The sequence below is a fragment of the Cellulomonas sp. WB94 genome, from assembly GCF_003115775.1.
Taxonomy (GTDB): domain Bacteria; phylum Actinomycetota; class Actinomycetes; order Actinomycetales; family Cellulomonadaceae; genus Cellulomonas_A.
Genome location: NZ_QEES01000005.1, coordinates 34007 through 59526 on the forward strand (window position 1 = coordinate 34007; position 25520 = coordinate 59526).

At 68.9% G+C, this 25520-nt stretch carries 30 protein-coding genes and 2 tRNA genes; 14 read left to right on the forward strand and 18 right to left on the reverse strand.

Annotation, left to right across the window (positions count from 1 at the left end; genetic code table 11):
- Positions 1-415: 415 nt before the first annotated feature.
- From DDP54_RS15525 to DDP54_RS15585, 14 genes are all read right to left on the reverse strand, one after another.
- Complete coding sequence (locus DDP54_RS15525) at positions 416-970, reverse strand: hypothetical protein (RefSeq protein ID WP_109132918.1); 555 nt, start codon at positions 968-970, stop codon at positions 416-418.
- Between the two features lie 285 nt (positions 971-1255).
- On the reverse strand, positions 1256-2236 hold the full coding sequence (locus tag DDP54_RS15530) for a N4-gp56 family major capsid protein (RefSeq protein ID WP_109132919.1): 981 nt from the start codon (positions 2234-2236) through the stop codon (positions 1256-1258).
- A gap of 39 nt (positions 2237-2275) precedes the next feature.
- A complete protein-coding gene (locus DDP54_RS15535) occupies positions 2276-2806 on the reverse strand; it encodes a hypothetical protein (protein WP_109132920.1) in 531 nt (176 codons plus the stop codon).
- A 119-nt stretch (positions 2807-2925) separates the two neighbouring features.
- A tRNA-Trp gene (locus tag DDP54_RS18240) sits at positions 2926-2996 on the reverse strand.
- 65 nt (positions 2997-3061) lie between these two features.
- Positions 3062-3134 (reverse strand) — tRNA-Asn (locus DDP54_RS15540).
- Between the two features lie 130 nt (positions 3135-3264).
- The gene (locus tag DDP54_RS15545) at positions 3265-4104 is read right to left on the reverse strand and encodes a hypothetical protein (protein WP_109132921.1); all 840 of its coding nucleotides are present in this window, start codon (positions 4102-4104) and stop codon (positions 3265-3267) included.
- A 1-nt stretch (position 4105) separates the two neighbouring features.
- Entirely contained in the window at positions 4106-5179 is a 1074-nt protein-coding gene (locus tag DDP54_RS15550; protein WP_197711466.1) for a peptidoglycan-binding domain-containing protein, read from the reverse strand.
- 10 nt (positions 5180-5189) lie between these two features.
- Entirely contained in the window at positions 5190-5726 is a 537-nt protein-coding gene (locus tag DDP54_RS15555) for a C40 family peptidase (protein WP_109132922.1), read from the reverse strand.
- Between the two features lie 8 nt (positions 5727-5734).
- Positions 5735-6619, reverse strand: a complete 885-nt coding sequence (locus tag DDP54_RS15560; protein ID WP_109132923.1) for a hypothetical protein — start codon at positions 6617-6619, stop codon at positions 5735-5737.
- The gene (locus tag DDP54_RS15565) at positions 6619-11463 is read right to left on the reverse strand and encodes a DUF3659 domain-containing protein (protein ID WP_109132924.1); all 4845 of its coding nucleotides are present in this window, start codon (positions 11461-11463) and stop codon (positions 6619-6621) included. The genes DDP54_RS15560 and DDP54_RS15565 overlap by 1 nt, the downstream gene beginning before the upstream one ends.
- Positions 11464-11475: 12 nt before the next feature.
- Positions 11476-11955, reverse strand: coding sequence for a hypothetical protein (locus tag DDP54_RS15570; protein WP_109132925.1), 480 nt, complete (start codon positions 11953-11955; stop codon positions 11476-11478).
- Complete coding sequence (locus tag DDP54_RS15575; RefSeq protein ID WP_109132926.1) at positions 11942-12190, reverse strand: hypothetical protein; 249 nt, start codon at positions 12188-12190, stop codon at positions 11942-11944. The genes DDP54_RS15570 and DDP54_RS15575 overlap by 14 nt, the downstream gene beginning before the upstream one ends.
- Before the next feature lie 16 nt (positions 12191-12206).
- Positions 12207-14033, reverse strand: a complete 1827-nt coding sequence (locus DDP54_RS18245; RefSeq protein ID WP_158274543.1) for a hypothetical protein — start codon at positions 14031-14033, stop codon at positions 12207-12209.
- Positions 14034-14036: 3 nt separating this feature from the next.
- Entirely contained in the window at positions 14037-15878 is a 1842-nt protein-coding gene (locus tag DDP54_RS15585; protein ID WP_146192450.1) for a hypothetical protein, read from the reverse strand.
- Between the two features lie 1057 nt (positions 15879-16935).
- On the opposite strand from DDP54_RS15585, the gene DDP54_RS18250 reads away from it, so the two are divergent.
- The 14 genes from DDP54_RS18250 to DDP54_RS18725 all read left to right on the forward strand — a co-directional run bounded on the left by DDP54_RS18250 (position 16936) and on the right by DDP54_RS18725 (position 23658).
- Positions 16936-17091, forward strand: coding sequence for a hypothetical protein (locus DDP54_RS18250; RefSeq protein WP_158274544.1), 156 nt, complete (start codon positions 16936-16938; stop codon positions 17089-17091).
- 83 nt (positions 17092-17174) lie between these two features.
- The gene (locus DDP54_RS15590; protein WP_109132928.1) at positions 17175-17525 is read left to right on the forward strand and encodes a hypothetical protein; all 351 of its coding nucleotides are present in this window, start codon (positions 17175-17177) and stop codon (positions 17523-17525) included.
- Positions 17526-17618: 93 nt separating this feature from the next.
- The gene (locus tag DDP54_RS15595) at positions 17619-17936 is read left to right on the forward strand and encodes a hypothetical protein (RefSeq protein ID WP_109132929.1); all 318 of its coding nucleotides are present in this window, start codon (positions 17619-17621) and stop codon (positions 17934-17936) included.
- Positions 17937-18003: 67 nt separating this feature from the next.
- Positions 18004-18561 (forward strand): antirestriction protein ArdA, encoded by a 558-nt coding sequence (locus DDP54_RS15600; RefSeq protein ID WP_109132930.1) that lies wholly within the window; start codon positions 18004-18006, stop codon positions 18559-18561.
- Positions 18562-18672: 111 nt separating this feature from the next.
- Complete coding sequence (locus tag DDP54_RS15605; protein ID WP_109132931.1) at positions 18673-19881, forward strand: DNA polymerase III subunit beta; 1209 nt, start codon at positions 18673-18675, stop codon at positions 19879-19881.
- Positions 19882-19980: 99 nt separating this feature from the next.
- The gene (locus DDP54_RS15610) at positions 19981-20994 is read left to right on the forward strand and encodes a hypothetical protein (protein ID WP_109132932.1); all 1014 of its coding nucleotides are present in this window, start codon (positions 19981-19983) and stop codon (positions 20992-20994) included.
- Between the two features lie 372 nt (positions 20995-21366).
- Positions 21367-21555 (forward strand): hypothetical protein, encoded by a 189-nt coding sequence (locus DDP54_RS15620; protein WP_146192451.1) that lies wholly within the window; start codon positions 21367-21369, stop codon positions 21553-21555.
- Complete coding sequence (locus DDP54_RS15625; protein WP_109132935.1) at positions 21552-21941, forward strand: hypothetical protein; 390 nt, start codon at positions 21552-21554, stop codon at positions 21939-21941. The genes DDP54_RS15620 and DDP54_RS15625 overlap by 4 nt, the downstream gene beginning before the upstream one ends.
- The gene (locus tag DDP54_RS18255; protein ID WP_158274545.1) at positions 21938-22108 is read left to right on the forward strand and encodes a hypothetical protein; all 171 of its coding nucleotides are present in this window, start codon (positions 21938-21940) and stop codon (positions 22106-22108) included. The genes DDP54_RS15625 and DDP54_RS18255 overlap by 4 nt, the downstream gene beginning before the upstream one ends.
- On the forward strand, positions 22105-22467 hold the full coding sequence (locus tag DDP54_RS15630) for a hypothetical protein (protein ID WP_109132936.1): 363 nt from the start codon (positions 22105-22107) through the stop codon (positions 22465-22467). Before DDP54_RS18255 ends, DDP54_RS15630 begins: the two co-directional genes overlap by 4 nt.
- Positions 22464-22859: a hypothetical protein gene (locus DDP54_RS15635; RefSeq protein ID WP_109132937.1), complete on the forward strand. Its 396-nt coding sequence runs from the start codon at positions 22464-22466 to the stop codon at positions 22857-22859. Before DDP54_RS15630 ends, DDP54_RS15635 begins: the two co-directional genes overlap by 4 nt.
- 129 nt (positions 22860-22988) lie before the next feature.
- Positions 22989-23159, forward strand: coding sequence for a hypothetical protein (locus DDP54_RS18260; RefSeq protein WP_158274546.1), 171 nt, complete (start codon positions 22989-22991; stop codon positions 23157-23159).
- A complete protein-coding gene (locus tag DDP54_RS15640) occupies positions 23156-23371 on the forward strand; it encodes a hypothetical protein (protein ID WP_109132938.1) in 216 nt (71 codons plus the stop codon). Before DDP54_RS18260 ends, DDP54_RS15640 begins: the two co-directional genes overlap by 4 nt.
- A 71-nt stretch (positions 23372-23442) precedes the next feature.
- Positions 23443-23658: an HNH endonuclease gene (locus tag DDP54_RS18725; RefSeq protein ID WP_277949611.1), complete on the forward strand. Its 216-nt coding sequence runs from the start codon at positions 23443-23445 to the stop codon at positions 23656-23658.
- A 317-nt stretch (positions 23659-23975) separates the two neighbouring features.
- Here the strand turns inward: DDP54_RS18725 and DDP54_RS15655 are convergent, their stop codons facing one another.
- Genes DDP54_RS15655 through DDP54_RS15670 form a run of 4 tightly spaced genes read right to left on the reverse strand, consistent with a single transcriptional unit; the run spans position 23976 to position 25357 of the window.
- Positions 23976-24380, reverse strand: a complete 405-nt coding sequence (locus tag DDP54_RS15655) for a hypothetical protein (RefSeq protein ID WP_109132941.1) — start codon at positions 24378-24380, stop codon at positions 23976-23978.
- Positions 24373-24852 (reverse strand): hypothetical protein, encoded by a 480-nt coding sequence (locus DDP54_RS15660; protein WP_109132942.1) that lies wholly within the window; start codon positions 24850-24852, stop codon positions 24373-24375. Before DDP54_RS15660 ends, DDP54_RS15655 begins: the two co-directional genes overlap by 8 nt.
- 17 nt (positions 24853-24869) lie before the next feature.
- Positions 24870-25139 carry a hypothetical protein gene (locus tag DDP54_RS15665; protein ID WP_109132943.1) on the reverse strand — a complete coding sequence of 90 codons (270 nt, stop codon included), beginning with the start codon at positions 25137-25139 and terminating at the stop codon, positions 24870-24872.
- A complete protein-coding gene (locus DDP54_RS15670; protein ID WP_109132944.1) occupies positions 25136-25357 on the reverse strand; it encodes a hypothetical protein in 222 nt (73 codons plus the stop codon). The genes DDP54_RS15665 and DDP54_RS15670 overlap by 4 nt, the downstream gene beginning before the upstream one ends.
- Positions 25358-25520: the final 163 nt, after the last annotated feature.

The following is a 25520-nucleotide window of genomic DNA, read 5'->3' on the forward strand; positions in this document are numbered from 1 at the left end:
TGCCATTGGTGACGGTGGTGATCGACGGCGGGGTCCATGTGGTCGCTGAGGTTGTGCCGGACGCAGGGGCGTAGCCGCCCGCGACATCCACGGGGGTCGTGTTGTCTACACCGGTGAACCGCGCCCACGCGATCGACCCGACGGCGGTGGCGCTGATCGTCCAGTCCAACGTGGCAGGCGGGCTGCTGGGCACCACGTACGTGTACGCATACCCAGCCGCGGAGCCCCCAGTTGCGGAGTGCAACAGGGACACTGCACCAGGCGCTGCCGTGACGGTCGAAGTGGAGGCGCCGGTGGTGACATGAATGAGCAGCACGTCACCGGGGGCTGCCGTGCCCGGCATGGCGAGGGACCATGCGGCGGTGGCGGTGACAACCTCGGTGAAGCCCGCGTCACCGAACGCGACGGTCATCGGTCAGGCGGCGGTGTCGCCGGTGACAGCGAACGTGACCGTCTCCGCGGTCACGGCGGCAGTGTTGGCGGCGGCACGCTTCACCCAGAACGCCTTGCACTGCCCGGCCCCGATGGTGCCCAGCGCCAGGCCGGTGCCCGACGTGGTGGGCGCCGAATATGCCAGGCCTGTCACCCCTGCACCGGGTGCCGTCTCCGTGGTGGCGGTGAGCGCCTGTGCTGTGGCCGAACCGATCGCGGACGCAGCCGTGCTGTCGACGGCGACGGTCACCACGGCGCCGCCCGCCGGGTCACCACCGGACAGCCATAGGACCGCGTTGGTGAGCGGGAGGGTGGCGTGCGCGTTGTGCACGAACACGCAGCGGTACTCGACGACGCTGTTCGCGTTGTCAGCGCCGGAGATGTCGTCGAACAGGTTGTTCAGGGCTGTGGCCGACAGCTGCGTGGTGGAGATGTAGGTGCCCAGGGACGCGTTCGGGTCAGCCTGCGCCGAGGCGTTCCCCGCCGCACCCGTCTTGATGGACAGCTTGAACAGGATGTCGGTGGCGACGATAGCCATGGGTACTCCTCCGGCGAACGGTAGTGCGGGGCGGCTGCAAACGGGAGCGTGGAAGGGTCAGCGGTCGGTCACGGGGTGCTCGCGTCACAGGGACGGGTTGTCTGACGGGTGGCCGTGTCGACGTGCTGCGGCGCTCACGCTCGCGCCGGCACCAGGTGAAGCGCGCGTCCCTCCGGGTGCGGGGGTGGGGACGTGCAGATACGGTTCACACTCCTTTCAGCGACCACGTGAAAGGTCGTGCGCCCCAGGGGCGCCAGCCGAAGCCAGCGCCCCCAGGGGTCATGCTCACACCAGGTCGGTGTTCAGGGACACCGCGTGCGAGACGCGACGGAACGACTTCTGCTCGTAGACGTTCCAGTCCAGGTCGCCGTACCAGCCGAGCGTGGCGAAACGCTGCAGCTTGTCGACGACCGGGCCGACCACGACGGACGGCTCCTCGTACACCTGCTCGACGATCGCGCCGTCGCCCAGGAAGTACGTCTGGACGGAGCGGATCTGCGCGCCACCGGTGCCGGAACCGTCGAGAGCCCAGCGGACCAGCGGGTTCTCGACGAACCGCACGCCCTCGAACTCACCGAACTCGCCGGCCCAGATCTTGCTCTGGTCGGTGCCGTACTCGTTGGGCACCCGCCACGCACCGGAACCGGTCTCCTCGCGGAGGTCCAGCACCGTGTACGGGTGTGCGACCGCGGCGTAGAACCCGCCGTAGTAGGTGGGCACAGCCTGCGCGCGGAACCGCGCCACGGCCCGGCGGACGATCGCCGCCGTCATCTTGTCGCCGGCCGCCAGGGTGGCGTTCGACGTGGCCGCGCCGCCCCACGACACGTTGGTGCCGTTGGCGATCAGGATGTCCTGGATGAGGGAGTCCAGAACCCGGTTCTGGTGATCCGCGATCGCGCGGGCCTTGAACGGGTCGAACGGTGCGAACACCCGGTTGGCCAGCTTGCGAGTGCTGGTGACGGCGAAGCCGTACTCCTTCGGGGTGACCGTCACCTTGGACGGCTGAGGCATCTTCGTCGAGTCGACGTCGAGTTCCTCAGTGAGCGGGGTCTTCGCGGCCGTGACCGCTGCCTCGCTGAACCACTCGAACTTCTCGAGTGTCGTGCTGGAACCACGCATCGCCGGGTTGCCGGGGGTCTTGTGCACGAACGCGCGCATCGTCGGCAGAGCGTGCAGAGCCTCGCCAACGGCGACGTCATACACGGGCTGAACGAGCTCGGTTGCGAGACCCGGGACTGTGGCGACGGAGGTGAACTGGTTAGCCACCTGTCAGCCTTTCGTTTGATGTGGCGGCCGCACCATCGGTTAGTGCGTCCGCATGTACTCCTGGACCGCCTCGAACCCCTTGCCCCGCAGGGCCTCGAGTTCCTGGATCGTGCGGTCCAGCCCCACGGGGGCGATCACCTGGGCCTGCTGCTCGGCCGCCTGAACGGCCGACCACTGGGCCTGAACGTCCGACGGGATGAGCGTCGGCTGCCCGGGAACCGCGGGTGCCTGCTCGGTGCCGGCAGCGGGCGTCTCCCCCGTCGGGGTCGCCTGCTTCTGGATGCCGAACACGTCCCCGAACTCGCCCAGCCACGCGTCGATGCCACCCTTGGTGGCCTCCACGTCGGCGGGGATGAGCTTGGCGACCTTCGCCGCGTTGGTGATCTTGTGTTCGTCGAGGAGCTGCGTGATCGTCGTGGTGCGGCCCGCCGTCTTGAGCTGGTCCCGTTCGGCCTTCGTCTGGTGAAGTTCGGTGCCGAGGGACTTGATCTGGTGGCGGAGCTGCTTCACCAGGTCGGTGTCACCTTCCTGGTCGACGCCAAGCTGCTCGTCGTCGATGTACTCGCCCATGTGGGTGTCTCCCTGTTCTGTGTTTTCGCAGGCCGCACTCACAACCAGGGGAGGAAGTGGGTGGCTCCTACTACCGGGGTCTCATACGCACGCTCGGGGCCGGTCGATCCGAGGTGGAGCGCCATCGCCAGGAGTCGAACCTGGGCCGAACGGGTTGGAGCCGTCCGTGCTGCCGTAACACTTCGATGACAGGCGGCGGTGGGTCGCCACCCTGTGTGCGGCACTTACCTGGCTGCCGCGACCTTTCCGTGATCGCTGACGTGGCAGGAGTCGAACCTGCAACGACCCGGGTAACAGCCGGGCGCTCTGCCAGTTGAGCTACACGCCAAAGCCCCGCCAGTCCCATGGGGAGGGCGGGGAGCAATGCTGTGCGCACTTAGTAGCCTTCTCGGCCGACTATGTGCGGGATCGCGCGCCCGTCGACAATCTGGTTGCCGGCGGGGCGACATTCTGGATGGTCAGCGCTGCCCGGACACCTGCCGGGACAGCGACTTCTCGGTCACGCCGGAGCCGCCGGCGAACGCGGCCCGCTCCTGCGACGCCAGCTTGCGGCGCTTCTCCGTGGCCGTGGCATCACCCATGAACGTCTCGGAGAGCGCGTCCTGCTGGGTGTACGTGCCGCCGTAGATCCCGGACAGCTTCGCGCCGGACGACGCCAGCGCCGACGCCGTGGCCATGCCCTGCCGCAGCTCCGACTCGGAGGCGCCCGTGGCGGCCACCTGCTCCGCCTGGCCGACCGTCAAGCTCAGCCCCTGCGCCTTCCCGAATGCGCCAGCCTCCGCCGCGCGGTACTGGCGCTCGAGCACCGGCCGGGCCCGTGTCGGGTCCAGCGCGTACGCCACGATGTCGCCGTTCGTGTACCACTGGTTCCACTGCGCCCGCACGCCAGGGTCGATGCTGTTCACCAGCTCCCCCGCCACCGTCACCCGCTGCTGCACCTCCGACGGGGACACGTCGTTGGCGATCAGGTTCTGGAAGTCGGACGTCTGGTCGTAGTAGCCGACCGGCAGCCCGGCCGACGACATGATCTGCCGGTACGACTGCTCCACCGACAGGTACTCGGACGGCGACAGCACCGGCAGACCCTTCTGCCGGCGCACCTCGTTGGCCGCGAACCGCTGCTTGTAGGCGTCCGTGTTCTGCAGAAGCACGGTCACCGTGTCCTGCGAGTAGCCCTGCTGGATGAAGCTGAGGACGGTGCCGGCCAACGACTCGAGGCCGTACGTCTTCAACATGTTCGTCAACGCCGCGTAGGCGTCCCGGTTCGCACCGGTCAGCCCACCGAACTGGTCTGCCATGTCAACCCACCAGCCCGAAGTCGGAGAGGATCTTGCGCGTAGTGGCCATGGCCGCGTCCTGCGCGTTCTGCGTCTTCAACCAGCGGGTGTCCTTGCGGAGGTCCGTCTGGAAGTCGTACAGGGTGCGCAGCACCGGCCGGCCCGTGGAGTCCATGGACGACAGTGCCCGCTGGATGGTCGGGTCGGCCACCGTCAGCGACTGCGGGTTCAGCTCGAGCGTGGACGCCATCGCCTGCTCGTACGGCGACGCGATGTCCTGCAGCGTCTCCCCCGCCCGCAGGCGGTCAGCCAGGTGCGGGAAGGCGGACACCGCCATCTCGCGGATCTTCGTCTTCTGGTCGTCGATGGTGGATGTCCCCGACGACGCGGCCCGCACGTAGTTCAGGTACGTGTCGTCCGCCAGGGTGATGCCCATGTTCCGCGCGTACTCGCGCAGCATCGTGTTCCACTGCCCGGCCTGACCGAGCATCCGGCCGTCCGTGTACTGGACGTACGTCGCCATGTTCTGCTCGAGCTGGTTGTCGTCCCAGCCGAGCGTGTACGACGTCTCCGCCATCTGCCCGACCTGGCCGTCGTTCATCACGGCGCCCATCTGGGCGGCCATGATGGACAGGCGGGCCTTCACCTGCGCCACGTTGTTGGCGTACGTGGTCGGGTCGGTCGCCTTCAAGATGGCGGCGTTGCGCGCCGTCTCCGAACGCGACTGGTACCAGTTGGTCGCCCGCAGCTCCGCGGTGAACCGCTCCTGGGTGTACGTCTGCGACACGGCCCGCTGGAACAGGGCGTACAGCTCGCCGTCGGACCGCAGGACCGCCATGGCGAACCCGTAGCGTGCTGCCAGGGTCGCCTCGTCCACCGGCTGAGGAGCCGGCGCGGCCGGGGCGGGGGCCGCGGCCGGGGCGCCGCCGCGGAGGGCCGCGGTAGTGATGGGGCCGACGATCCCATCGACCTCGAGGCCGCGGGACCGCTGGAACGCCTTGATGGCCGCGATGGTCCGGGGGCCCTTGATTCCGTCGATGGGGCCCGGGTCGAACCCAGCCGCTTTCAGAGCCTGCTGATACTGCCTGACCGACACGTCCCACCCCTCACAGGTTCATTGCCACGCCCCAGGCGTGGGCGGTGTCGAACAGCCCCTGGATCTTCACGCGGTCACCCGGCTTGGGCGCCGCGATGATCTGGCCGTTGCCGATGTAGATGGCGATGTGGTCGGCGCCCGCGTTGCGCGGGCTGTTGTCCCACGCCACCAGGTCCCCCGGGCGCAGCTTGTCGAGGCTGATCCGCTTCCCGTAGTTGGCCTGCTGGTACGACACCCGCGGCAGGTCGATACCCACCGACTTGAACACGTACTGCACCAGGCCGGAGCAGTCGAAGCCGAGCGGGCTGGACCCGCCCCACTTGTACGGGGTGCCGATGTACTTCTTGGCGTAGGCGATCAGCTTGTCCGCGTTGCTGGACGGGCCGGCGTTGCTGGTGCCGGCCGCTCGAGCTGCGTCGTACTCCTCCTGGGTGACGTCAGGCAGGCTGAACGGGTCCTTCGCGTACGGGTTCTCCACCCGCACCGCACCCTCGCCTGCCTGCTTCACCGACTTCGGGTCGTACGTGCGCTCCGACGTCAGGGTCATCGCTCACCTCACACTGGCGCCGCGATGGCCTGGCCCAACCAGCCCAGCACCATGCGCGCCGCCTGATAGGCGCCGTACTCCGGTGTCTTCTTCGCCTCATCCAGCAGCACCTGCTGCTTGCCGGCCGAATCCAGCCCGCCCGAGCGCGTAGACGACTGCGACACCTGGTCGCCGTCCTTGTACGTGCCCGTCGTCGTCGTGGTCACCGGGTTCGCCTTCTCCGCCGCGTTCAGCGTCTGCCGGAACGTGGCCAGCTCCTCCGGCAACGCCGCCCTACCCAGAGCGTTGGACAGGATGTCGTTCACCATGGCCTTCGCCGTCTCAGGGTCGGTCAGGTCGACCGACTTCGAGGTGGCCGACTTGGTGCCGGTGTAGCCGCCGGCACTGCCCGAGCCGGAGCTGTCCGACCCGCGGGCCATCAGCTTCGCCACGTCCTTCGGGGTCAGGAACTTCCCGGCCGCCGTGAACGCCGCACCCTGCTCGATCACGTCGTTCCATGCGGTGCGCAGCGAGTTGTAGTCGTGCGCCTTCGACGCCGGCAGGTACCCGACCGACACCAGGTAGTCGCCCCACTTGTCCCGCTGCGCGGGCGACCACTGGTAGAACTCGAGCATCGCTTCCGACTGCGTTTTCACCGTCGCCGTGCCGGGGATGGCAGGGGACGGCACCTTCCGGCCTTGGGCCGGGTGCAGGATGTCGATGATGGGGTTCCCGGTCGACGACCCCGGCCGGCTCGGGTTGAGCCGGTCCAGGACCGGGTTCGCGTTGCCGGCCACGACCCCGCCCATGTAGACGGGCGGGTCGTTGGCCTTCGACGTGTTGGTCGACCCAGTGGCCGACGTCTGCCGCAGGGCGGCGCCCAAGTCGTCGATCGGCTTCCGGCTGAACGCCATTAGTACGCCTCCCCCGTCAGGTTGTCGTTCTCGAGCCGACCCCGGCTCCACATCTGCTCGAACCCCAGGTCAGAGTCGACCAGGGTGGACGTGAACGTGTCCCACGCCTCCGTCAGTCCGGCGTCTTGCGCCGCCTGCGACGTGATCGACTTCACCCCGAGCTTCGCCAGCTGCTCCTGCATCATCTGGCGACCCTGCATGTACTGAGCGAGCGCCTGGAAGTCGGGCCGGTCGCCCAGCTCCGGGTACTCCTTCACCTGCTCGACCGCCCACGACATGAACCGCACCGCCGTGTTGCCGGACAGGCCCGAGTTGTAGGCCGCCCCCCAGTCCTTGTTGCGGCCCGCCAGGTCGGCCACGTACTTCTCCTTCAACGCCTTGAACTGGTCGGCGCCGGCGGAGTTGACCGACTTGAACCCGGCGGCCTTCGCCGCGGAGTCGATCATGCTGGTGGCCTTCGCGTACTCGCGCCACCCGCTCTGGACGGCGTTCTGGGTGATCGCCTCCTGCGGGTCACGGCTGGACCGGAACGTCTTCGTGGTGCCCGGGCCGATCTGGCTGCCGCGCTCCATCGTGTAGACGTTGGGGTCGAACTGGCCGATCAGGTTGTTCGCCCCAGCGAACGCCCAGCCGAACTCCGGCTCCCGGGCCATCGCCTTCCGGTACGGCTGCACCGACTCCCACGCCGGCACGGTCGCGTTCACACCCGTCTCGTTCGCGGACAGGCTGATTGCCAGCTCCGTGTACTCCGGGTAGTCGGTGGCGAACCGCTCGTACGCGTCCATCCCGTACTTCGACTGGTAGTCCCGGTAGGTGTCCAGGTAGAACTGCATCCGGCCACCCGTGCGTGTCGACACCGGCACGCCCCACGACCCGAAGAACTGCATGATGAACTTGTTCCGGGTGCGGGTGGCGGTCAGGTCCATCAGCTCGTCCGGGCTCATCGGGCCACGAACACCCGACTCCACCTCAGCCAGCAGCGTCTGGTACTCGAGCACGTACGCCTGCGCGAACCGCGGGTCCGACGCGTTGCCGGACACCGCCAGGTACAGGTTCTTCGCCCACTGCGGGAGCGTCTGCACCATCGGGTTCTCGTCGGTCAGGCCGAAGCCGGACGTCAGGTACTGCCCGATCGCGGTCCCCGCGAACTCAGGGCCCGCCTCCGGGAACACCTTGGTCAGCACCTGGTTGACCGGGATCTCCACCAGGGGGCCCGGGCTGGGAAGCCAGAACGGGTTGCCCTGGAAGATGACGTTCAGCGTGCCCTTCGAGATGAGCGCGTCCGACTGCCCGGTGCCGTCCTTCAACACGCTGAGCGGGCCCATCGGGAAGTGGGTGCCTTTCAGCGCCGGGATCCCGTTCTCGAACCAGTCCGGCATCGGCACCACGATGGTGCCGTCGTTGAACACGTTCGCGTGACCCACCACTTCACCGTCGCCCACCAGGTTGCCCTGGTCGTCGCGGCGCAGATCCACGATGTCACCGTTCGACCGGATCAGCCGGCCGTCCTTGTCGACGACCAGACCGGCCGCGTTGGGTGCGGCGAACACCTTCAAGGCGACCGGGGCCACCTCGAAGTGGGTGCCCATGATGCCGCCCCACTTGGACATCGTGTCGTACCAGGCCGCGTAGAACGGCGACAGGAACCGCATGTGGTAGCCGAGGTTGGTCTGCCGGGACGTGTCGAACATGACCTTGCCCACGTCACGACGCGCCTGGATCGCGGCCTCCTTGCGGAGAGCGTTCACCTGGCGGACCGACAGCGCATCCTTGCCGACCCCCGTGTTGTTGATCAGCTGCTGCATGTGACCGCGGTACGCCGCCTGGTAGAACGGGTGCCGGGCCATCATCTGCTCGGGCATGTCGTTGGCGAACTTGAACCACGTCTCACTGGTGGCACGCGCCATGTTGCCCACGTTCATGCCGCCGGTGGGCGCCAGGATCTCCCCCGGCACCACCGGTCGCGCGGACGGGACCGGCCACATCTTCTCCAAGGCGCCCCTGTCCAGGGACGACTGCAGCACCATCTGCTTCGTCGCCTCGTCCGGCACCAGGGTGTTCACGTGCCGACGCGTGGCGGACAGCCACGCCTCGCGCCCCAATGTCCCGTACTCGGCGGCGTTCAGAGCGGACGGCTCGTGCGACCAGGTGGGCGCCAGCGAGCGCCAGTAGGAACGGCCCTCGTCGGTGGAGTCCAGCCACGTCAGGATCTCGTCGTCGCTGCGACCCTCGAGGATCATCCGCCCGGCCGGGTCGTTGCGGACCTGCTGGTTCACAGCTCGCAGGTACGACTGCGCCCACTCGGGACGGTCACCCGTGATCTGGTCCCAGTTGCCGGTGCCGCGCATCTGCGACACCCGCCGGCCCTCACCGTCGGTCATCAGGCCGATGATGTTGTTGCGGGCGTCCATCATCTCGTGGACCGCCAGGAACTCGCCCGTGTTCCGGTACGCGTCCGTGACGTCGCCGCCGAGGCGACCCGTCTTCACGTCCAGCCGGCGCTTCCCCAGCAGCCGTTCCATGTCGGTGCCACGCACCCGCACCTTGTTGCCGGTCAGCTTGATCTCCGACGGCGTGTCCAGCAGGGTCCGCAGCTTGTCCTGCTGCGACAGCAACGCCTCACGGCGCACGTCCTGCGCACCCCACGACGCCAGGTTGCGTTCCACGTCGTCCAGCTGCTCCGCCCACCGGGTGCGCTGCGTGAAGTCGCGCAGCACCCCGACGTCGACCTTGGTCAGGTCGTTGTAGAGCATGTTCCGGGTGCCCTTGGCGGCCGTCGCCATGTACTGCAACGGGCCCAGGTACGACATGAGGCGAGCCTGCGAGTCGATCTGCACGCGGGCCGGGTACGCGAGCCGGAACAGGGCCGCGAACTTCCACAGGTGGTTGGCCGCGGTCAAGGCCGTCTCCGACAGGTGCCACGCCTTGTCGGCGCCCCGCTCGAAGTGACCCTCCCAGCCGCCGGCCGACAGCTTGCCGATGTACCGGTCGATCGCCTTGGGGTCCAGCAGGGACACCCAGTCCTCCATCTGGGTTGCCAGCACAGGCTTGTGAATGTCCAGCACGCCGCCGGTCTTCCGCAGCTCCGCTGCCATGGCGTCGTCGAACGCGAACGAGGCGTCACCCGTGTTGAACGTGACCCGCTCGCCCGGCTGCGCCTGGTAGACGCGCGACACCAGGGCCTTCAACTCCGAGTTGCGACGCTGCCCCGCCTCACGCATGAGCGCCGCGATCTGCTCCGGGTCCTTGCCGTACTTCGCGGCCAGGCCCTTCTCGACCTCAGTGTTGAAGTCGCGCAGAATCGCCGCCCGGTCCACCTTCGTGGACGGGCCGTGGGCGATCGTCGTGTAGAACCGGTCGCGCAGCTGCGCCAGGGTGGCCTTGTCGACCACGCCGGACGCGCGCCGAAGCGCGGCGTCGAACACCTCAGGGGCATCGTCGGCGGACAGCCGGAACGTCTGCGGGACGTGGATGCCGGTCATGATGTGCACCGGGTCCAGGAACCGGCCCGCCTGCACGTAGTTCACCTGGCGCACCAGGTCGCGGCGGGTCGCTCGAGCGCCGCCGGTCACCATGCGGATCCCGCCCACGCCCTGCACGCCCGTGTCGGCCACGTCGCCCACGCCGACGACGCGGCGCAGCGCCTCGTACTCCTTCTCGATGTCGGCCTTGTGAGCTTCCATCTGGCGGAGCCACGACGGGTCCGAGTGCATGTCCGCGAACAGCGAGTCCATGTCGACGCCCGGCTTGGACAGCTGGTTCGCCCACCGGGCCCCAGACACGTCCTCACCCATCGCGTACAGCTCCGCCTGCAGCACCTTCGACCGCTCACCCACGCGGGTCAGCGACGCCTGGTCGCCCATACCCGCCTGGATCAGGTCGCGCTTGAAGTTGACCCGGGCCACCGCGTCGTCCGCGAACTCGGGCAGGCCGTTGGCCCGGCCCATCAGGTACGCGAACTGGCCGGCGTCCGTGGTCTGCGACAGAGCCTGCGACCGGGCCAGGGCGGACACGGTGCCGTCGGTCATCCGACCCGGCTCCGTCGCCTCCACCAGCTCGTCGATCATGCTGCGGGCCTTCGCCTGCCGGCCCGACAGCTGGGTGATGGTGCGGTCCGACGCCTTCACGACGTCGGTAGCGGTGAGCAGCTTGTTGGCCGCTCGAGCTGACGACAGCCCCTTGCCCACCAGGATGGTGGGGTCCATGGTCATGTTCAGCGCGAAGTCGAACACGCCCGTGGTGAACCGCATCTTCGCGGAGTCGTAGTAGGCGACCTTCTCGGCGGCCTTCGCCGGGTCGTCCAGCAGGGAGAAGTCGCCGTTCGCGTTCACGGCGCGCTCGATCGTCTGCCCGACGGAACCGTTGGAGCCCTCCGGCGAGCGCATGATCGCCCGGAACTCCGGGTCGGCCATGCCCACGCCCGGGATGTAGTACAGGGTGGACGACAGGTACTGCTTCCACCACGCGCCCGGCTTGTCCTCCGTCTGGGCCGCCTGGTAGCGGGTGTTCTCCTTGTAGTAGTTCATCAGGGTGCGGAACGGCCACGCTGCCGCGTCCATCACCTTCGAGACGCCGGCGCCCACAGCCTCCGACACGCCGTTCGACGGCGCGACCGAGGCGCCCGTGTTTCCCGTCCCCGGGCCGGACGTGACCGCCTGACCGGGGCTGGTGGCGGTGCCCATGCCCGGGCCCGACGTGTACGTCTGGTTGGCCAGGCCGAACGCCTTACCCGCCGTCGTCGCCTGCTTCGAGCTGGTGGCGGTCTGCCCGATGTTCACCGACGCACCCGCCGGGGCACCCTGGGCGAACGCAAGCCCCGCCCTGTCCCACACGGTCGACGGCATCGGGCCCTCCTGTCATCTGAGGTTCTGCAGGACCGTCCGCACCAGGTTCCGGTAGGACGGTGTGGCGTTCGGGGACGACGCCGCGGCGACCATCGCCTCGAGCATGGGCCGCAAGCTCTCGGCGTCGGCCAGGTCAAGCTCGGCCGGGTTCGATGGCAGGCCCAGCACTTCCGCCCCGGCGCCCGGGCCCAGCGCGGCACCGTCCGTCACCGGGACGCCCGGCTGGGTGGTGGGCGCGTTCAGTCCCACCAGGGACTGCAACATGCCGGCCACGTCCGGCGCACCGCCGGCGGCGTCCGGGATCCCCGGGGCGCCCGCAACGGGGGCCCCCGCCTGGATCGACTGGTAGGCCGCGTTCTCGCCGTAGCCGGCGTTGGGCAGGTCCACCTGTGGCTGCCCGTCGGTGCGGCGTGCGAACCGGCCGGGGCCGGACGTCTGCGCCGGGTTGGTCGGCTGGCGGTACCCGCCGTGCTGGCCGTTACCCTGCGTCATCGGTGCGACCCTTCGTCAGCTCGTCGATGTCCCGGTCGACGGCGGCACGAAACCGCCTCCGCTCGAGCCGCCAGTTGCCGTGCATCGCCAGGATCATCTGCGCACGCACGGCCGCCGTGTTGAACGCTTCCAGGATGTCCGCCACCAGGCCCAAGACGATGAGCGGACCGTCCACCCAGTCCATGCGGACCGCGGCGGCCACCGTTACCTGCTGCTCGTCCTCGTCGTCGTCCATCGCGGACCTCCCTGAGTCAGGCGGCCGGGATCATCCTCGAGACCCCGGCCGACATGTTCGGGTTCCCGGCACCGCTCAACCCCGCGAACAGGGTCTGCAGGTCGGGCCGGCCACCAGGACCGGCTGTTGCGGGTGCGCCGGCGACCGGCGCGAACATGTCGCCTGCACCAGGTGCGCCGCCGCCGGCCGCGGCCAGGGCCGGGTCACCGGGGGCACCCGGGATGGCACCCGGTGCGGGTGCCGGTGCGGGCGGCGGGAACACCTTCTCCAAGATGTCCTCGAACGACTGACCCTTCTGCAGACCGCGGGTCACCTGCACGATGCGAGACACGATCTCCGACGGGTCCTGGCCCTGCTGCACCAGCGCCGGCATCGACTGCCCGTACGCACTCATGGCCTGCGCCAGGGTGTCACGCATCTGCTCGAGCTGGATCTTCGACTCCTCCTCGGAGGGGTTGATGTCCGCGTCCGCGTTGCGCCGCACGTAGTCCTTCGACACGATGCCGCCACCCAGGTTCTGCAGCAGCCACACCAGGCCACGGTTCGGGTCCAAGCCCTTCACCCCGCCGTAGATGGCGTCCACCGTGTAGTCCCCGGCGATGTCCTTCGACGGCGTGTACGTGATCTGGTACTGGGCGCCGGACAGGCGGCCCCGGATCGACTTGACGGCCTCCGGCCAGAACTTCTCGTCCATCTCGAAGCACAGAGCCAGCACCTGCTCGTCGTGCCGGGCGATCGTGCCCTGGCACATGGCGATCTGCTGCGAGTACCCGGCCATCAGCTCCTGCACGCCGCGGCCTGTGACCACGGACGCGTCGATGGAACCACCCAGAGCCTCCGGGGCGATCGCCCCGTACTGCATCTCCTGCTTCAAGTGGTCGATGGACGCCCACACCTGCGCCGGCACGTCCAGGCGGACCCGGCCCACGCCGCCAGGGGTGGCGGTGCGGATGATCGCGTTCGCACCCACGGGGACGTCCACGACGTCGTTGGGCACCACGATGGGAGCCTCAACCGCCTCAGCGGCCGCCTCGACGGCCAGCATCTGCATGAAGTGCCGGGCGATCTGCACCCAGATCAGGTCGTCGAACGTGCCCTGCTGTTCCTCGTCCAGGTTCGGCTTCTTGGTGCACACGTACGGGCACCGGCCCAGCGGGTTGGCCATGTCCGTGAACACCAGGCCGCCCATGTCCGGGGCGTACATGACGATCCGGTCCTTGTCGACGTACTTGACCACCCGGATGGTGGCGGCCACGTCTCGGCCGTTCACCCCGATGATCTTCTTGTTCAGCGTCGGCGCCAGGTGCGGGTACTCGACGGCCAGCTCCACGACGCGCCGGGTGAACTCGCGCACCACCTTCACGGTGCGCCCGCGGCGGTCCCACACGGGGTAGAACCCGATCGGGTTCTCGTAGATGACCGCAGGACCCTGCTCGTCCCAGTCCGGCTCCACCGACGCCACCATCAGGCCGTACGTGAAGAACTGGTCGCAGCTGGTCTGCCGCTGCAGCTCCACGCCGGACGCCTTGTAGTAGCCGTTGGCGATCTTCGTGCGCCGGTCCGCCCGGGTTCGGGCCGCGTCCGACGTCATGCTGGGGCTCGAGCACGTGATGGTGGGCAACGGCGACAGGGCTGCGGCCGCGTGCTGGGCAATCGTGTTGATCATGTTGGCGACGATGGGGCGCGGCCAGTCCTCGTTGAACGCGCCCGGGGCCACCTTGTCGAAGTCGCCCTTGCGTACCGCGCGCACCTCAGCCATGTGACGGTCCCGGTCGACGAACCCGGACTTGATGGCGTCCACGTGCTGCGACAGCTCGGGGTTGACGTAGGTCACCAGGTCCACGGTTCACTCCTCCCGGGAGTCGTAGTCGGCCGCGGGCACCACCATCCGGCGTGCTGCGCGCGCCCTGGACGTGAACCGTGACCGCATGAACTGCTGCGTCTGACCGCTCTGGCCGAACCCGAGGATCCGGCGTGCGGCGATCTCGAAGAACCACAAGGCCATCGGCCCGTCCTGCCGCAGATCCTTGCCGCGCACCCCCGGCCGCCACACCAACAGCTCGTCGATGAGCAGCTTGACGCCCTGCGAGTAGTCCGGGTCGGGCAGGGACAGCAGGTTGTCGCCGTTGTGCACCGACCGACCGGCACCCTCGTGGATGCGTCGGGCGCTGCCGAACACGGTCGCCACGGAGGCCACCCCGAAGTCGGGGTCGGTCTTGTTCTTGGACGTGTAGTGCGGCATGAGCCGCACCCCGCGCGCCGCCAGGTACGACGTGATCTCAGGGTCCTGGGTGAGGAACAGCTGGAACGCGTTCGACTCGATCACCCACTCCTGCACCCCGTACTCCTCCGTCACCCGCTTGATGGTCTCCCGGATGTACTGGGGGGTCGGGTGGGTCTGCACCCAGGCGTTCTCGAGGTACTGCTTCTTGTCGGCCCGGTTCACGCTGCCCACCACCGTGAACGTGTCCCCGGCCATCGCCGGGTCCATGGTGGCGATCGTGTACATGCCCTCCTTGCCGTTGCGGGGGTGACCCCACGCCCCGGCGGTCAACGGGCCCGGCTTCCGCCGACGGTCCACCGCCCCTTGCACGCACACCGGCTGGAACGTGGCGTCGTCCGCCACCTGCTGCTGCTGGTACACCAGCGCCCACACGGCCGCCGGCTTCGCGTTGCGGATCTTCTCGCACCGCGCACCAGGGAACATCTCGAACAGGCCCGTCGTCGGGTCCGGCTCCTGGCCGGGCTCGTACGCGGTGGACGACCACGGCCACAGGGTCACCCAGTCGTCCGCAGTGTCCCCGAACGCCAGCACCATCGGCTGCCGTAGGTACGACCACGGGGACCGACCCGACAGGTACCGGTCCTCAGCCCGCAGCTCCGAGTACAGGTCGGTGGACGCCAGGCGGGTGCCGATAACCAGGATCTTCCCGTCGTGAACCCGGGACTCCACCTCAGAGTCGATCCAGCGCAGCTGCTGCTCGTACTGGGCGGCGTTGTCCAACGTCACCACGTCGTCCAGGATGATCAGGTCGGCGCGGTGCCCGTAGATGGTGGACCCCAGACCCAGGGCCTCCACGGTCGGGTCGTTCTGGTCCCGGTCGATGCCGGCCACGTAGATCCGGTTCGCACCGAACGACCCACGGCCAGCCTCCGGCTTGAACCCGCCGTCCGGCGCGTACGTGGCCTGCAGCTTGGCGAACAGGTTCGAGGTGAGCCGCTGCTTGATCTGGTACAGGAACGAGGCCGCGAACTCCTGCTTCTTGGAGATGATCAGGATGCGGACGTTCGGGTTCATGCAGATCCGGTACGTCGCGTAGTCGACGGTGATCGTCTGCGACTTGGAATGCCCAGGGGGGACGTTCACGATCAGCCGGTTCGGGTTCCGCTTGTCCCAGCTGCACCCTTCAATGGGTGTCGGGTCGCGGCCTTCCAGAACGTCAACCCACTGCTGCTGGTGCTCGTATGTGTCGTACCCCAGGAACTCTTTCCGCCACGCTGCGAAATCCAGGGCGTACGCATCGGAGTCCAGCCCGCGGTTCTTCGCGGACGCCCGGTCCGCGCGCACCTTGTTCACCTGGCCGGCGAACTCTTTGTCGTTCCGCCGCCATTCCTCGTAGGTGCGGGTTGTGCGCCCCACCGCAGCCATGGCGTCCTCCACCAGGACCCCGTGTGCGATCGCGTCCACCACGCGCTTCTTCGCCTCACCGATCGACACCTGACCGGGCACCGGCACAGAGCACCCCCAAGGTGTTTCATGCGCCGCAGGGCAGACGCGCAGGTTCATGTTTCAACGACACGCCGCACGGCAACACGGGGGCGTATGCAAACCGCTATGCACGGTGGTGGGGTGGGGGGCCACCTGTGGGGGCGAGCTGTCCAGACCTCGCCGCACACCACACGAACCCCGCCGGCCAGTCCCAGGGTGCACACAGGACCCAGCCGGGGTGCCAGCTCGAGCCCAGCGGCGTTGCCGCGCCAGCCCAGGGCGAACCGTTCGCACCCACCCGCAACGACACGCGCCTCGCGCGCGTGCGCGTCATACAAGCCTGTTCTCAAGCCGCACGCACCACAGCGTGCGGCACTGAGCAGTGCCGGGTCGCTCCATCATCGGGTGCCTACGGCACCCTCGATGTCGCTCCATTATATAGAATCCGTCGGACCACAGATCCCTGTCCTGACCTGCGACGACACGCCGAAGAACCGGTCCAAGTTGCAACGCATCCGGGCGTGCCCCCCACACGGAGCGGGATGTAGACGGGGACAGTACCCCCCACACAGACGAGCCGCGCTTAGCATCCCCCGGGTCAAGTGCGGCCACGCGAGGGGGCCCCACCCTCCCCCCTCCCCTGCCCTGCTGACGGGCCCATGAGTGCCTGTCACCAGGGGTAGTCAGGCACGGAGGGCAGGGATCAGCTCAGGTTGCCCTTACTTGTCCAGGTCAGGGCCCTATTACGTGGCTTTGTACCAACATCGTGGCACAAAGAGCCCGAATCGCACGACTGTCCATCCGTATGTGTCACGTGTGCGTCACACGTTGTGCATCCGAGACGTCGACACGCGTCGATGCGTCCATCCGATGTGCAACCAGCAGGTTGCATGTGGGCGTAGCTGCGTGCTGCCTGCTGGCGCGTGCCTGGGTGTTGTGTGCGCGTGCAGCTTTCACCCGTTCGGGTGATGTGCGCGTGTTGTGCACGCGTCCCGCTGCGCCCATACTGGGGGAACAACAGGGACTAGCGGAACGGGTGAGCATCATGGCTGCGCGCACGTACATCGTCGAATTCGCTGACGGCTACAACATTCCGGTCACTGCGCTGAGCGCCCGCGACGCGCGAAACCTGGCGATCGAACGCGTCGAGACCGACCCCGAAGACCACGGCTCTATCGCGTACGTCGACTAGGCACAAACGGCCCGCCATGGTGGCGGTTCGGCGGTTCGATTCCGCCGGCGGGCACTGGGAAGTCAACGTCAAGGGGAGGAATCATGTTCCGGAACAGCATGCACGAGACGTCTGGTGGTCACCTGTCGGTGCACCTGACACCGGTGCCGCTCGAGCTGACCACGGGTGAGCCGTTGCCGGGTGAGGACCCGTGCGACGCGCGGTCGTGGGTGCAGCGCTTGTCGGACAGGATCGCCCCGGTGCAGTCGGGTGACCTGTCGCGGCTGGACCTGGCGGACGGTCGGTCGGACCTGTCGGGCGCGGTGGACGCGGTGCGTGCTGACATGGCGGAGGACGGGGCGACGGACCCGGGCCCGTACCTGGACCCGATGGCGCTTGCCGACTTCGGCGTGACCCGTGCGCAGGTTCTGGCGGCGTTCGGTCGACGCGACTAGGCACGGCAGCCCGTGCGTGCGCTCACGGATCGGCGCACGGGCACGAGACGCGACGCAACGTCGCGCGAGGCAGAGCACGAGAGGGGAGCTGGCATGTCGATTCTGACGCGTGACGCGTTGACGGTTGCCGAGGCGCAGCGGATCCGCGCGGAGCTGGTGGCAAGGTTCAGCCACGCGCCGCGGGTGGCGCACGCGACGCAGCTCGAGGCGGACCCGGCCGGGTGGTCGTTCCGGCTCGAGCACGCTTCCGACCTGTGGGACGTGGTGCAGATCCCCCGCGCGACCGCGCCCGCATTCGGGCTGCGTGACCGTGCGTACGGTCCCACGTTCGGCCCGGACGATCGGTGCACAGTGTGCGCCGAACACATCGCGGACCCTCACGCGCCTTTCTGCGTGTGGTCGGATCGCTGACAATGTTGTAGCGGCGTGCTGAACGCGGTACGCTGACAGTATCGACGGAACGGAAGGCGGAAACACAATGGCTGACAACGACGCACCTACCGTCTGGGTCGGGTGCCTGGGCTGCTACAACGGTGGCGCACTGGTGGGCGCGTGGTTCGACGCGACCGACGCCCCGCAGGACATGGCGGAATTCGCGGCCGCCGGAGTGAAGGTGCCCGGGGCGCACGCGCTCGAGGCTCACGAGGAGTTGTGGTGCTTCGACTTCGAGGACACATCCGGCCTGTTCACGGGTGAGTGCTCCCCCGCGGAAGCGCGGCGGCTGGGCGAACTGCACGCCGCGATCGTCGCGGACGCCTACCCCGTGAGTGCCGTGGTCGCGTGGCACGACTGGTGCGGCGCGGACCTCGAGGAGTGGGACAAGCCGACGCGTGAAGCGTTCGAGGACGCGTACGCCGGCGAGTGGCACTCCGAGGAGGAGTACGCGCAGGACTTGGCGGAGTCCATCGGCGCCATCTCATCTGACGCGACGTGGCCGTGTACGTGCATCGACTGGGAGCAAGCGGCGCGTGAGCTGTTCACGGACTACGTGTCTGTTCAGTCACCCTTCGGCGTCTACGTCTTCCGCAACGTGTAGCAGCGTCGCGCGCTGCAACATCGCCCCGAATCTAGCGGCACTGGGGAGTGCGAGCCTCCCCCGGGGCACGAACGGGCCGGAACCGCTGGCCCGCTGTTCGGAAGGATCGCCATGACTGCCACACTCGAGGCGCCCGCCGTCACCACGACGGCCCGGGTGTCCCTGCTGGACCTGGACCGCGCGGCAAAGCTGCTGCGCGTCACCCTCCCGTCTCGCCCGATCGCGCGGGAGACGGGCGGCATCCGTGTGACCGGCCGCGCCGGCGTGGTGTCGCTCGAGTCGTTCGACTACGCGACGGGCGGCCGGGTGCTGTCGCGCATGGACGGCGACGACTTCGGGCCCGTCGTGCTCGAGGGTCGCGCACTGCTGGACGCGTTCAAGGCGGCCGGTCTGGGTGTGCGCGCGGTGGCGCGCGTCACCGCGGACGTCACCCTGACCGTGCCTGCGGACGGCCCGGTGCAGGTGCACGGCCCGAACGGTGCGCAGCCGACCGTGGCGCGCATGCACATCGACCCTGACAACCTGCCGGACCTGCCCGCCGTGGTGGGCCCGTCCGTGACGGTGGACGGCGACAAGCTGACCCGGGCGGCCGGTGCGGTGGCGGCCGGGGCGTCGCGCGACGTGACGCTGCCCCTCCTGTCCGGTGCGCGTGTCACGTTCACCGCGGACACGGTGCAGATGGTCACCACCGACCGCTACCGGTTGCACGAGGCGACCGTGCCGGCGTCCCCCATGTCGACGGCCGACCTGCCGGCGGACGTGCTGCTGCCGGCGGTCCTGCTGCACAAGCTGGTCAAGCTGGTGCCGGCCGGGGAGGACGTCACCGTCGTCGTGTCGGTGCGGGACACCCGGGACGTGTGGGCCCGCCTGTCGTGGCCGGGTGCGGACGTCCTGCTGCTGTCGATCGACGGGGACTACCCGGCGGTGGATCGTCTGTGGCCGGACAACCCGCCGCACACCGCGGTGGTGGACCGGGCGGCACTGCTGGCCGCCGTGAAGACGGTGCAGCCGTTCTGCGAGCGCAACATGCCGGTGCGTCTCGACTTCGGCATCGACTGCCTGACGGTGCACAACGGGGACACGGAGGCGCCCATGTCGGCGGCACCCGTCCAGGCCGGTGTGCAGGTGGACGGCATGGACGGCGTGGCGTTCAACCCGTCGTTCCTGGTGGACGCGCTCGAGGCCCTGGACGGGCCCACGGTCACCCTGCACATGTCCGACCAGGTGCGTCAGGGTGCCGCGTTCGTCCTCAAGCCGGTCGAGTTCACGGACGGCGGGCCGGCCCGCGTGCTGCTGGTGCCCATCCGGTTCGGCGGCTAGGCCGCGCAAGCGGTGGCCGGGTGACGGTATGGCCGTCCCGGGGGTCCGAGTCCCCCACCCGGCGCTCGAGCATCACCCAACCTGACGAAAGGCAGACCGATGAGCATCACAACCGAGTCAGCACCGGCGGTCGACATCACCCAGCTGGAGCCGCTTCCGTGGCTGCACCTGGTGGACACCACGTGCACACCCTTGACGCTCGGGGCCGAGTTCCTGGTGACCGGCGCGTACTCGCGGACCGACGACATCGGCCGAGTGATGACGCTCGAGTCGACCGATGGGGTTAGTGCGCACCCGCTGATGGCGCAGCCCGACCCGGACCGGGTTCAGTACTTCTGCTACACGGGCGTGGCGATCAATCCGCCGGTGTCGCGCGGTGACGTGATCGGGATCGTCCGCGACACCCCGCTCGACTGGCACTACCCGTCCCGCCGCGGTGACGTCCTGACGGTCGACTCTGGCAGTGGCCGACTGGGGTCGCCCGGCGGGGTGATCGGCTACAACTCGATGTCCGATCACCACGTGTGGGCGGGGGCCTACGTGAAGCTGACCGGCCGTCCCGGGACTCCGGCGGGGCCCGCCGACGCGCCGCACATCGCGTACACGGACACCACCACGATCCCGTACGACGTCATGGTGACGGCGATCCGCAAGGCGGCCACGGTGCACGGTCTCGAGCGGGACGGCGAGCGGTTCATCGTCGCACTCGGCGCCCGGTACCAGCTCGGCATGGACGCCGACGCCGACCTGCAGTACATCGTCCGCGACCACTGGGGCGACCTGATCGCCCGGTTCGTGTACCAGGCGGACGCGGCCGCGTTCCTGGACGGCAAGACGTCCTCCACCCACCGCACCTACACGGTGGCCGACCTGCGCGACCGGGTGACCGGGGCCGCTGCGTTCTTCGGGTGGTGCGGGGAGGCGCTGCGTGAGTTCAACAGCGCGTTCGGGCCCACGGCCGGCACCTGGCGGGTGGAGGTGGACCCGGACGAGGACGACGAGGTGGACGAGAGCCTGCCGTTCGACGTGCGCGACCCCGACGGGCAGCTGGTGGCGTCGTTCCACACGCGTGCGGAGGCGGACGCGTACGTGGACGTGCGCAAGTCGGCGTAGGTGTTGCAGCGTCACGCCGCTACGACGTGACGGGCGCCCGGCTGGCAGGCATCCACGTTCGAGCCGTGGACGGGCACGAGGAGCCCCGCGCGAGGTGGGGCCCGACGGGAAGGAGCTGACCATGCTGCGCCTGACGCGTCGCCGGCCGGATCCGGCACCCCTCCCCTGGTCCCCCCATGAGCAGGACCGTGTGGTGATCAAGGGTGCCGCGGCCGTGCACACGGTGGTCTGGGTGGATGGGGACGCCGTGCAGTGCGTCAACCTGGATCACCCGGACACGCGGACAACCGTCCCGGCGTCCTGGCTGCGCCCGGTTGACCCGGAGCTGCGCCCACGCCCCGCGAACCGCACCCGTCGAGGGTGGTGGTCCAGGTGAGGCACAAGAACGGTCCGGGCCCCAAGTCGGTGGCCGAGTTGTCGTACGAGTTCGCCGTGACCATGGCGGAGATCCGCGACTACCTGGACGACCTGGCGGTACGTGTGGGCCGCTGGAACGTGTACACGATCGACGAACGTGTGCGCCCGGAGGTCATCGACGGGCTGCGGAGGCGAGTCGCATGAGCGACAACCGGAAGCGTCGTACGTTGCCCCGCTGCACCGTGTACAGGGTGGAGAACGAGTACGGGGTGGGCCCGTACAAGGAGAGCGTCAGGCTGCGGGGCACGCGGATCAACGACGCCCACGCGGACGACGCACACCCGGGCCCGTACACGGACGGGATCGGGTGGGACTTCGAGGCGTCGTACGTGTGCGGGCTGCCGACCCTGCCAGCACTGCGCACCTGGTTCGCCGGGTGGGGTGCGGCCCTGGACCACCGCGGGTTCCGTGTGGTCGCGTACCGGGTGCCCAAGTGCCGGGTACTGCATGGCAAAGTCCAGGTGATGTTCGACCGCGGTAGGTGTAAGCCGTTGTGGTCGAAGTCTCCGTCGGAAGCTCGGGTGTGGTGACCGTGACCGCCGCGTTCATTGCCTTGTCCCTCATGTTCGGCGGGATGGCCGGCCTGGTCACGTACGGCCTGCTCACCATCCTGCTGGCCCGGTGGCTGCCGGCGCCCCCTCCGAAGCGCGAGGTGGACGACGAGACGGTCATCCTGCTGATCGGCGGTGGCCGGTGAACATCACCCCGCGCAAGAGCGAGACGGACCCGATCGTGCAGCTGCTCGAGTCGGACGCCTACCCGGACGCGCAGAAGCTGGCGGAGGCCATCGTCAAGACGGCGTTCGACGCGCTGCTGCGCCGCGAGTGGTGGCTGACCGTGGTGGACGTGGACGGGCTGACGATCGCGTACGGCCTGTCCCCCACCGAACGTCAAGCGGAGCTGGCAGAGCTGGGCGGCGGGTTCCGTCGCATGGTCCTGCCCGTGGCATCCGCCCAGGGCACCCTGCAGCGTCAGGCAACGCTCGAGGCGCCCCCCAAGAGTTCCAACACCGGGCCCGAACCGCGGGCCCGCAAACCGAGAGGATCAGCACGATGAGCACTGACAGCAGCACCGACCGCACCAACGTGTACGCGTTCATCAACGGCGGCACCCCGCTCGAGAACCTGTGGGTGGCGATCGCGGAGGACGGCGACGTCCTGGCCGTCGGGTACGTCCTGGACCCGGAGCTGGCCGCCATCTTCGGTGCCGGCGAAGCGACGGACGGGCCGACCCACGTGGGGCCGACCGGGCCGGGCCGCGACCGGTACATCGAGAAGTTCGGGGACGACCCGGAGTCCGCCATCAACTACGTGGTGGTGCCGGAGGGCAAGCTGCCGCCGGAGGTCGTGCTCGAGCGCAACCACGCGCAGACCGACCCGGAGCTGGTGCAGATGGCCGACGTGTTCAACGCGACGGTCGTCGGCCAGGACGACTCGCAGGCGGCCTGAGAAACAGGCCCCAAGGCTGACACACCGGGCCCGGCATGTTGTCCCGCCACGCGGCAACGTCGCAAGCGAGACGGGCATGTTTGGGCCTGGTGTGTCAGCGTCACACCGCATGACACAGGAGGAAGGAACATGAGAGGCATCAAGTGGGCGGTGTGGCGCTGCTGCGTCGGGCATCACGGCCCGAACACCCGCACCGCGGCATGGCACGCATCGACGACGGCCACGTCGTCCGTTCGGACGTTCGACACGTGGCGGGAGGCGTACGACTACGCGCACGGCCGGGCTGGCGGTGCGCTGTGAGCCTCATCACCAACCGCTCCGTGCTGGCCCGGTACGTGGTGTGCCAGTGCGGGAAACGCGGCTACGAACAGAAGCAGTTCGCCAAGGCCGCCCGGCAGTCGCTGGGCGGGCACGGCCTGCACGTGTACCGGTGCCCGGTCTCCGGCGCCTGGCACGTGGGGCACCAGCGGACCGGCATCACCCGGGACTACTACCGGCAACGGGCGGCATGATGTGCCGCCGCGGAACGACCAACCGGAACGCTCGAGGCTCAGCTGAGGGCCGCCGACGACGCAAGATGTGGATGCTAGTGGTGTTCGGGGACGGCACCACCGCACCCTGCTACCGGTGCGGCATCCGGCTCACGTTCACCACCATGACCGTCGACCGGATCATCCCCGGCGCGGAAGGCGGTCGGTACGTGCGCGGCAACATCCGGCCGGCGTGCGGCCCATGCAACAGTGAGACCGGGGGCATGTTGGGCGCGGCACGTCGTGGACTCACAACGGTCGCAGCATGACCCGCACAGCGTTGCCCTTCCCCCGCGCCGCACCTGTGGCGTAGCGTCGCAGGATGACCGCGATGTCATCCCTCGCAACCGTCGTCGACTCAACGCTGAACGCCATGGCGGACAGCTACAGGGCCCTTCCCCCCGCGCTCTGCGCGTGTGACGGGAGGGCCCTTCGTTTCGCCCTGCACAGTGCGGACGGCGACTGCCACCGGATCACCGCTGAGGACGACGGGTCCATCATCGTGTGGAACCGGCCCGTCTGGTAGACACACAAGAACGCCCCCGGCCGAAGCCGAGGGGCGACTTGTTGTGCGCGGGGCGGCCGCTTACGAGGCCCCGCCGTCTGGTGCGGCCGGCCGCTCCCAGAGCGGCACGCCAGCGTCGTTGCCCCAGAACTCGAGGTCAACGTCGGGGTCGTCGATGTGCGAGCCGAGGACGAACCACCCGGACGGCGGCGACGCGAGCATGGCCATCAGCTCCCGGCGAGCGGTGCGCGCGACGTCGAGCTGGCGGTTGGCGTCCACCAGCGCCTCCCGGTACTGGTCCCGCTCGTCGGCTACTCGCTCGAGTTCACGGACCGCGCGGTCACGCTCACGGGTTGTGGCCGTCGCTCCGAACTCGTCGCACTCCTCGATGCGCACACCGCCGATCTCGACCGCGGACTCGGTGCCCCGGATGGCATCAACAGCCCGACCGATGGCGGCGTGGGTCAGCACGTCACCGTCACGCATCGGGCATCACCACTTCAATCGTCAGCACCGGCGTGGTGACGTGCGCCACCACCCCGTCCGCCAGCTCGAACACCGCAGACTCACCCAGCGCCACCGTGTAGGTGCCCACCACGTCCGCCCACTCCCCGTTGCCGCGGCGGATCCACGCGTTCATCGGGCCCGACTCGCGCATCAGGGACGCGTGCGTGCCATCGTCCCGCAGCAGGTAGGTGGCACCCGACTGGGTGGTGAACCGGATCGTGGCCTCCGGCACGTACGGGTGACGGTCGTGGTCGTTGCCAGCCGCACCCTCATCCGCCTCCCGCTCCATGTCGCGTGCGTCCCGGGCGTCCAGCTCGAGCGCCAGGTCAAGGTTCCTGATCGCCATGTCGACGCTCCGCTCAGCCATCTGGGCCGCCCACCTCCACGCCACCTCCGCGGAGCGCCGCCACATGTCTCGCTCGTCGATCGCCAGGCGCAGTCGGGTCCTCATGCTTTGGTCTTCCCTTCTCAGATCGGAACGACGGTGAACGCATCCGCCCACCAGTGGGTGTGGCCGCACAGCTCGCAGCCCGACATCGACGACTGCTTGCGCAACCGCCCCGGCTCGCACAGCAGGAAGTCGACGCGGTGGTGGCAGCCCGGGCACCACCCGAACGCCCGCCACGCCGCCGGCAGGTTCCCGGCGTCAAGCTGGTCGTGGGACCGCAGCTCGCACGGCAGTGTCGGCTGGAAGTCCAGGTCCGTCAGCACGTCCACGTCCACAGCCACGGCGGTCACCTGTGCCGCCTCAACGCCTCGAGCAGGTCCGGCTGGTGCCCCGTCCACGACTGCACGTGCTCCGCGTACGGGGTCGACCAGGACGCCTCCACCACCGGGGTGACCTTCACGTCCGGGTCGGCCTCCACCTGCACGTACGGGATGTGCGCTCGGCGCAACATCCCCGCCGTGTCCCGGGTGGCCCTGTCGTCGTCGTGGCCGTGGACGGTCACCTTCACGCCGCGTCCAGCCACTCGTCGATGTCCGCCGCCAGGCCGGGCAGGGTGGGGCGCACCGCGTCCGCGTACACGCGCATCGCAGCCGCGGCGTGCTCGTCATGCTGCGGGTCCAGGACGAAATACCGGCAGTCGTCATGCTTCCCAGGGGTGCCACCGATCCGCT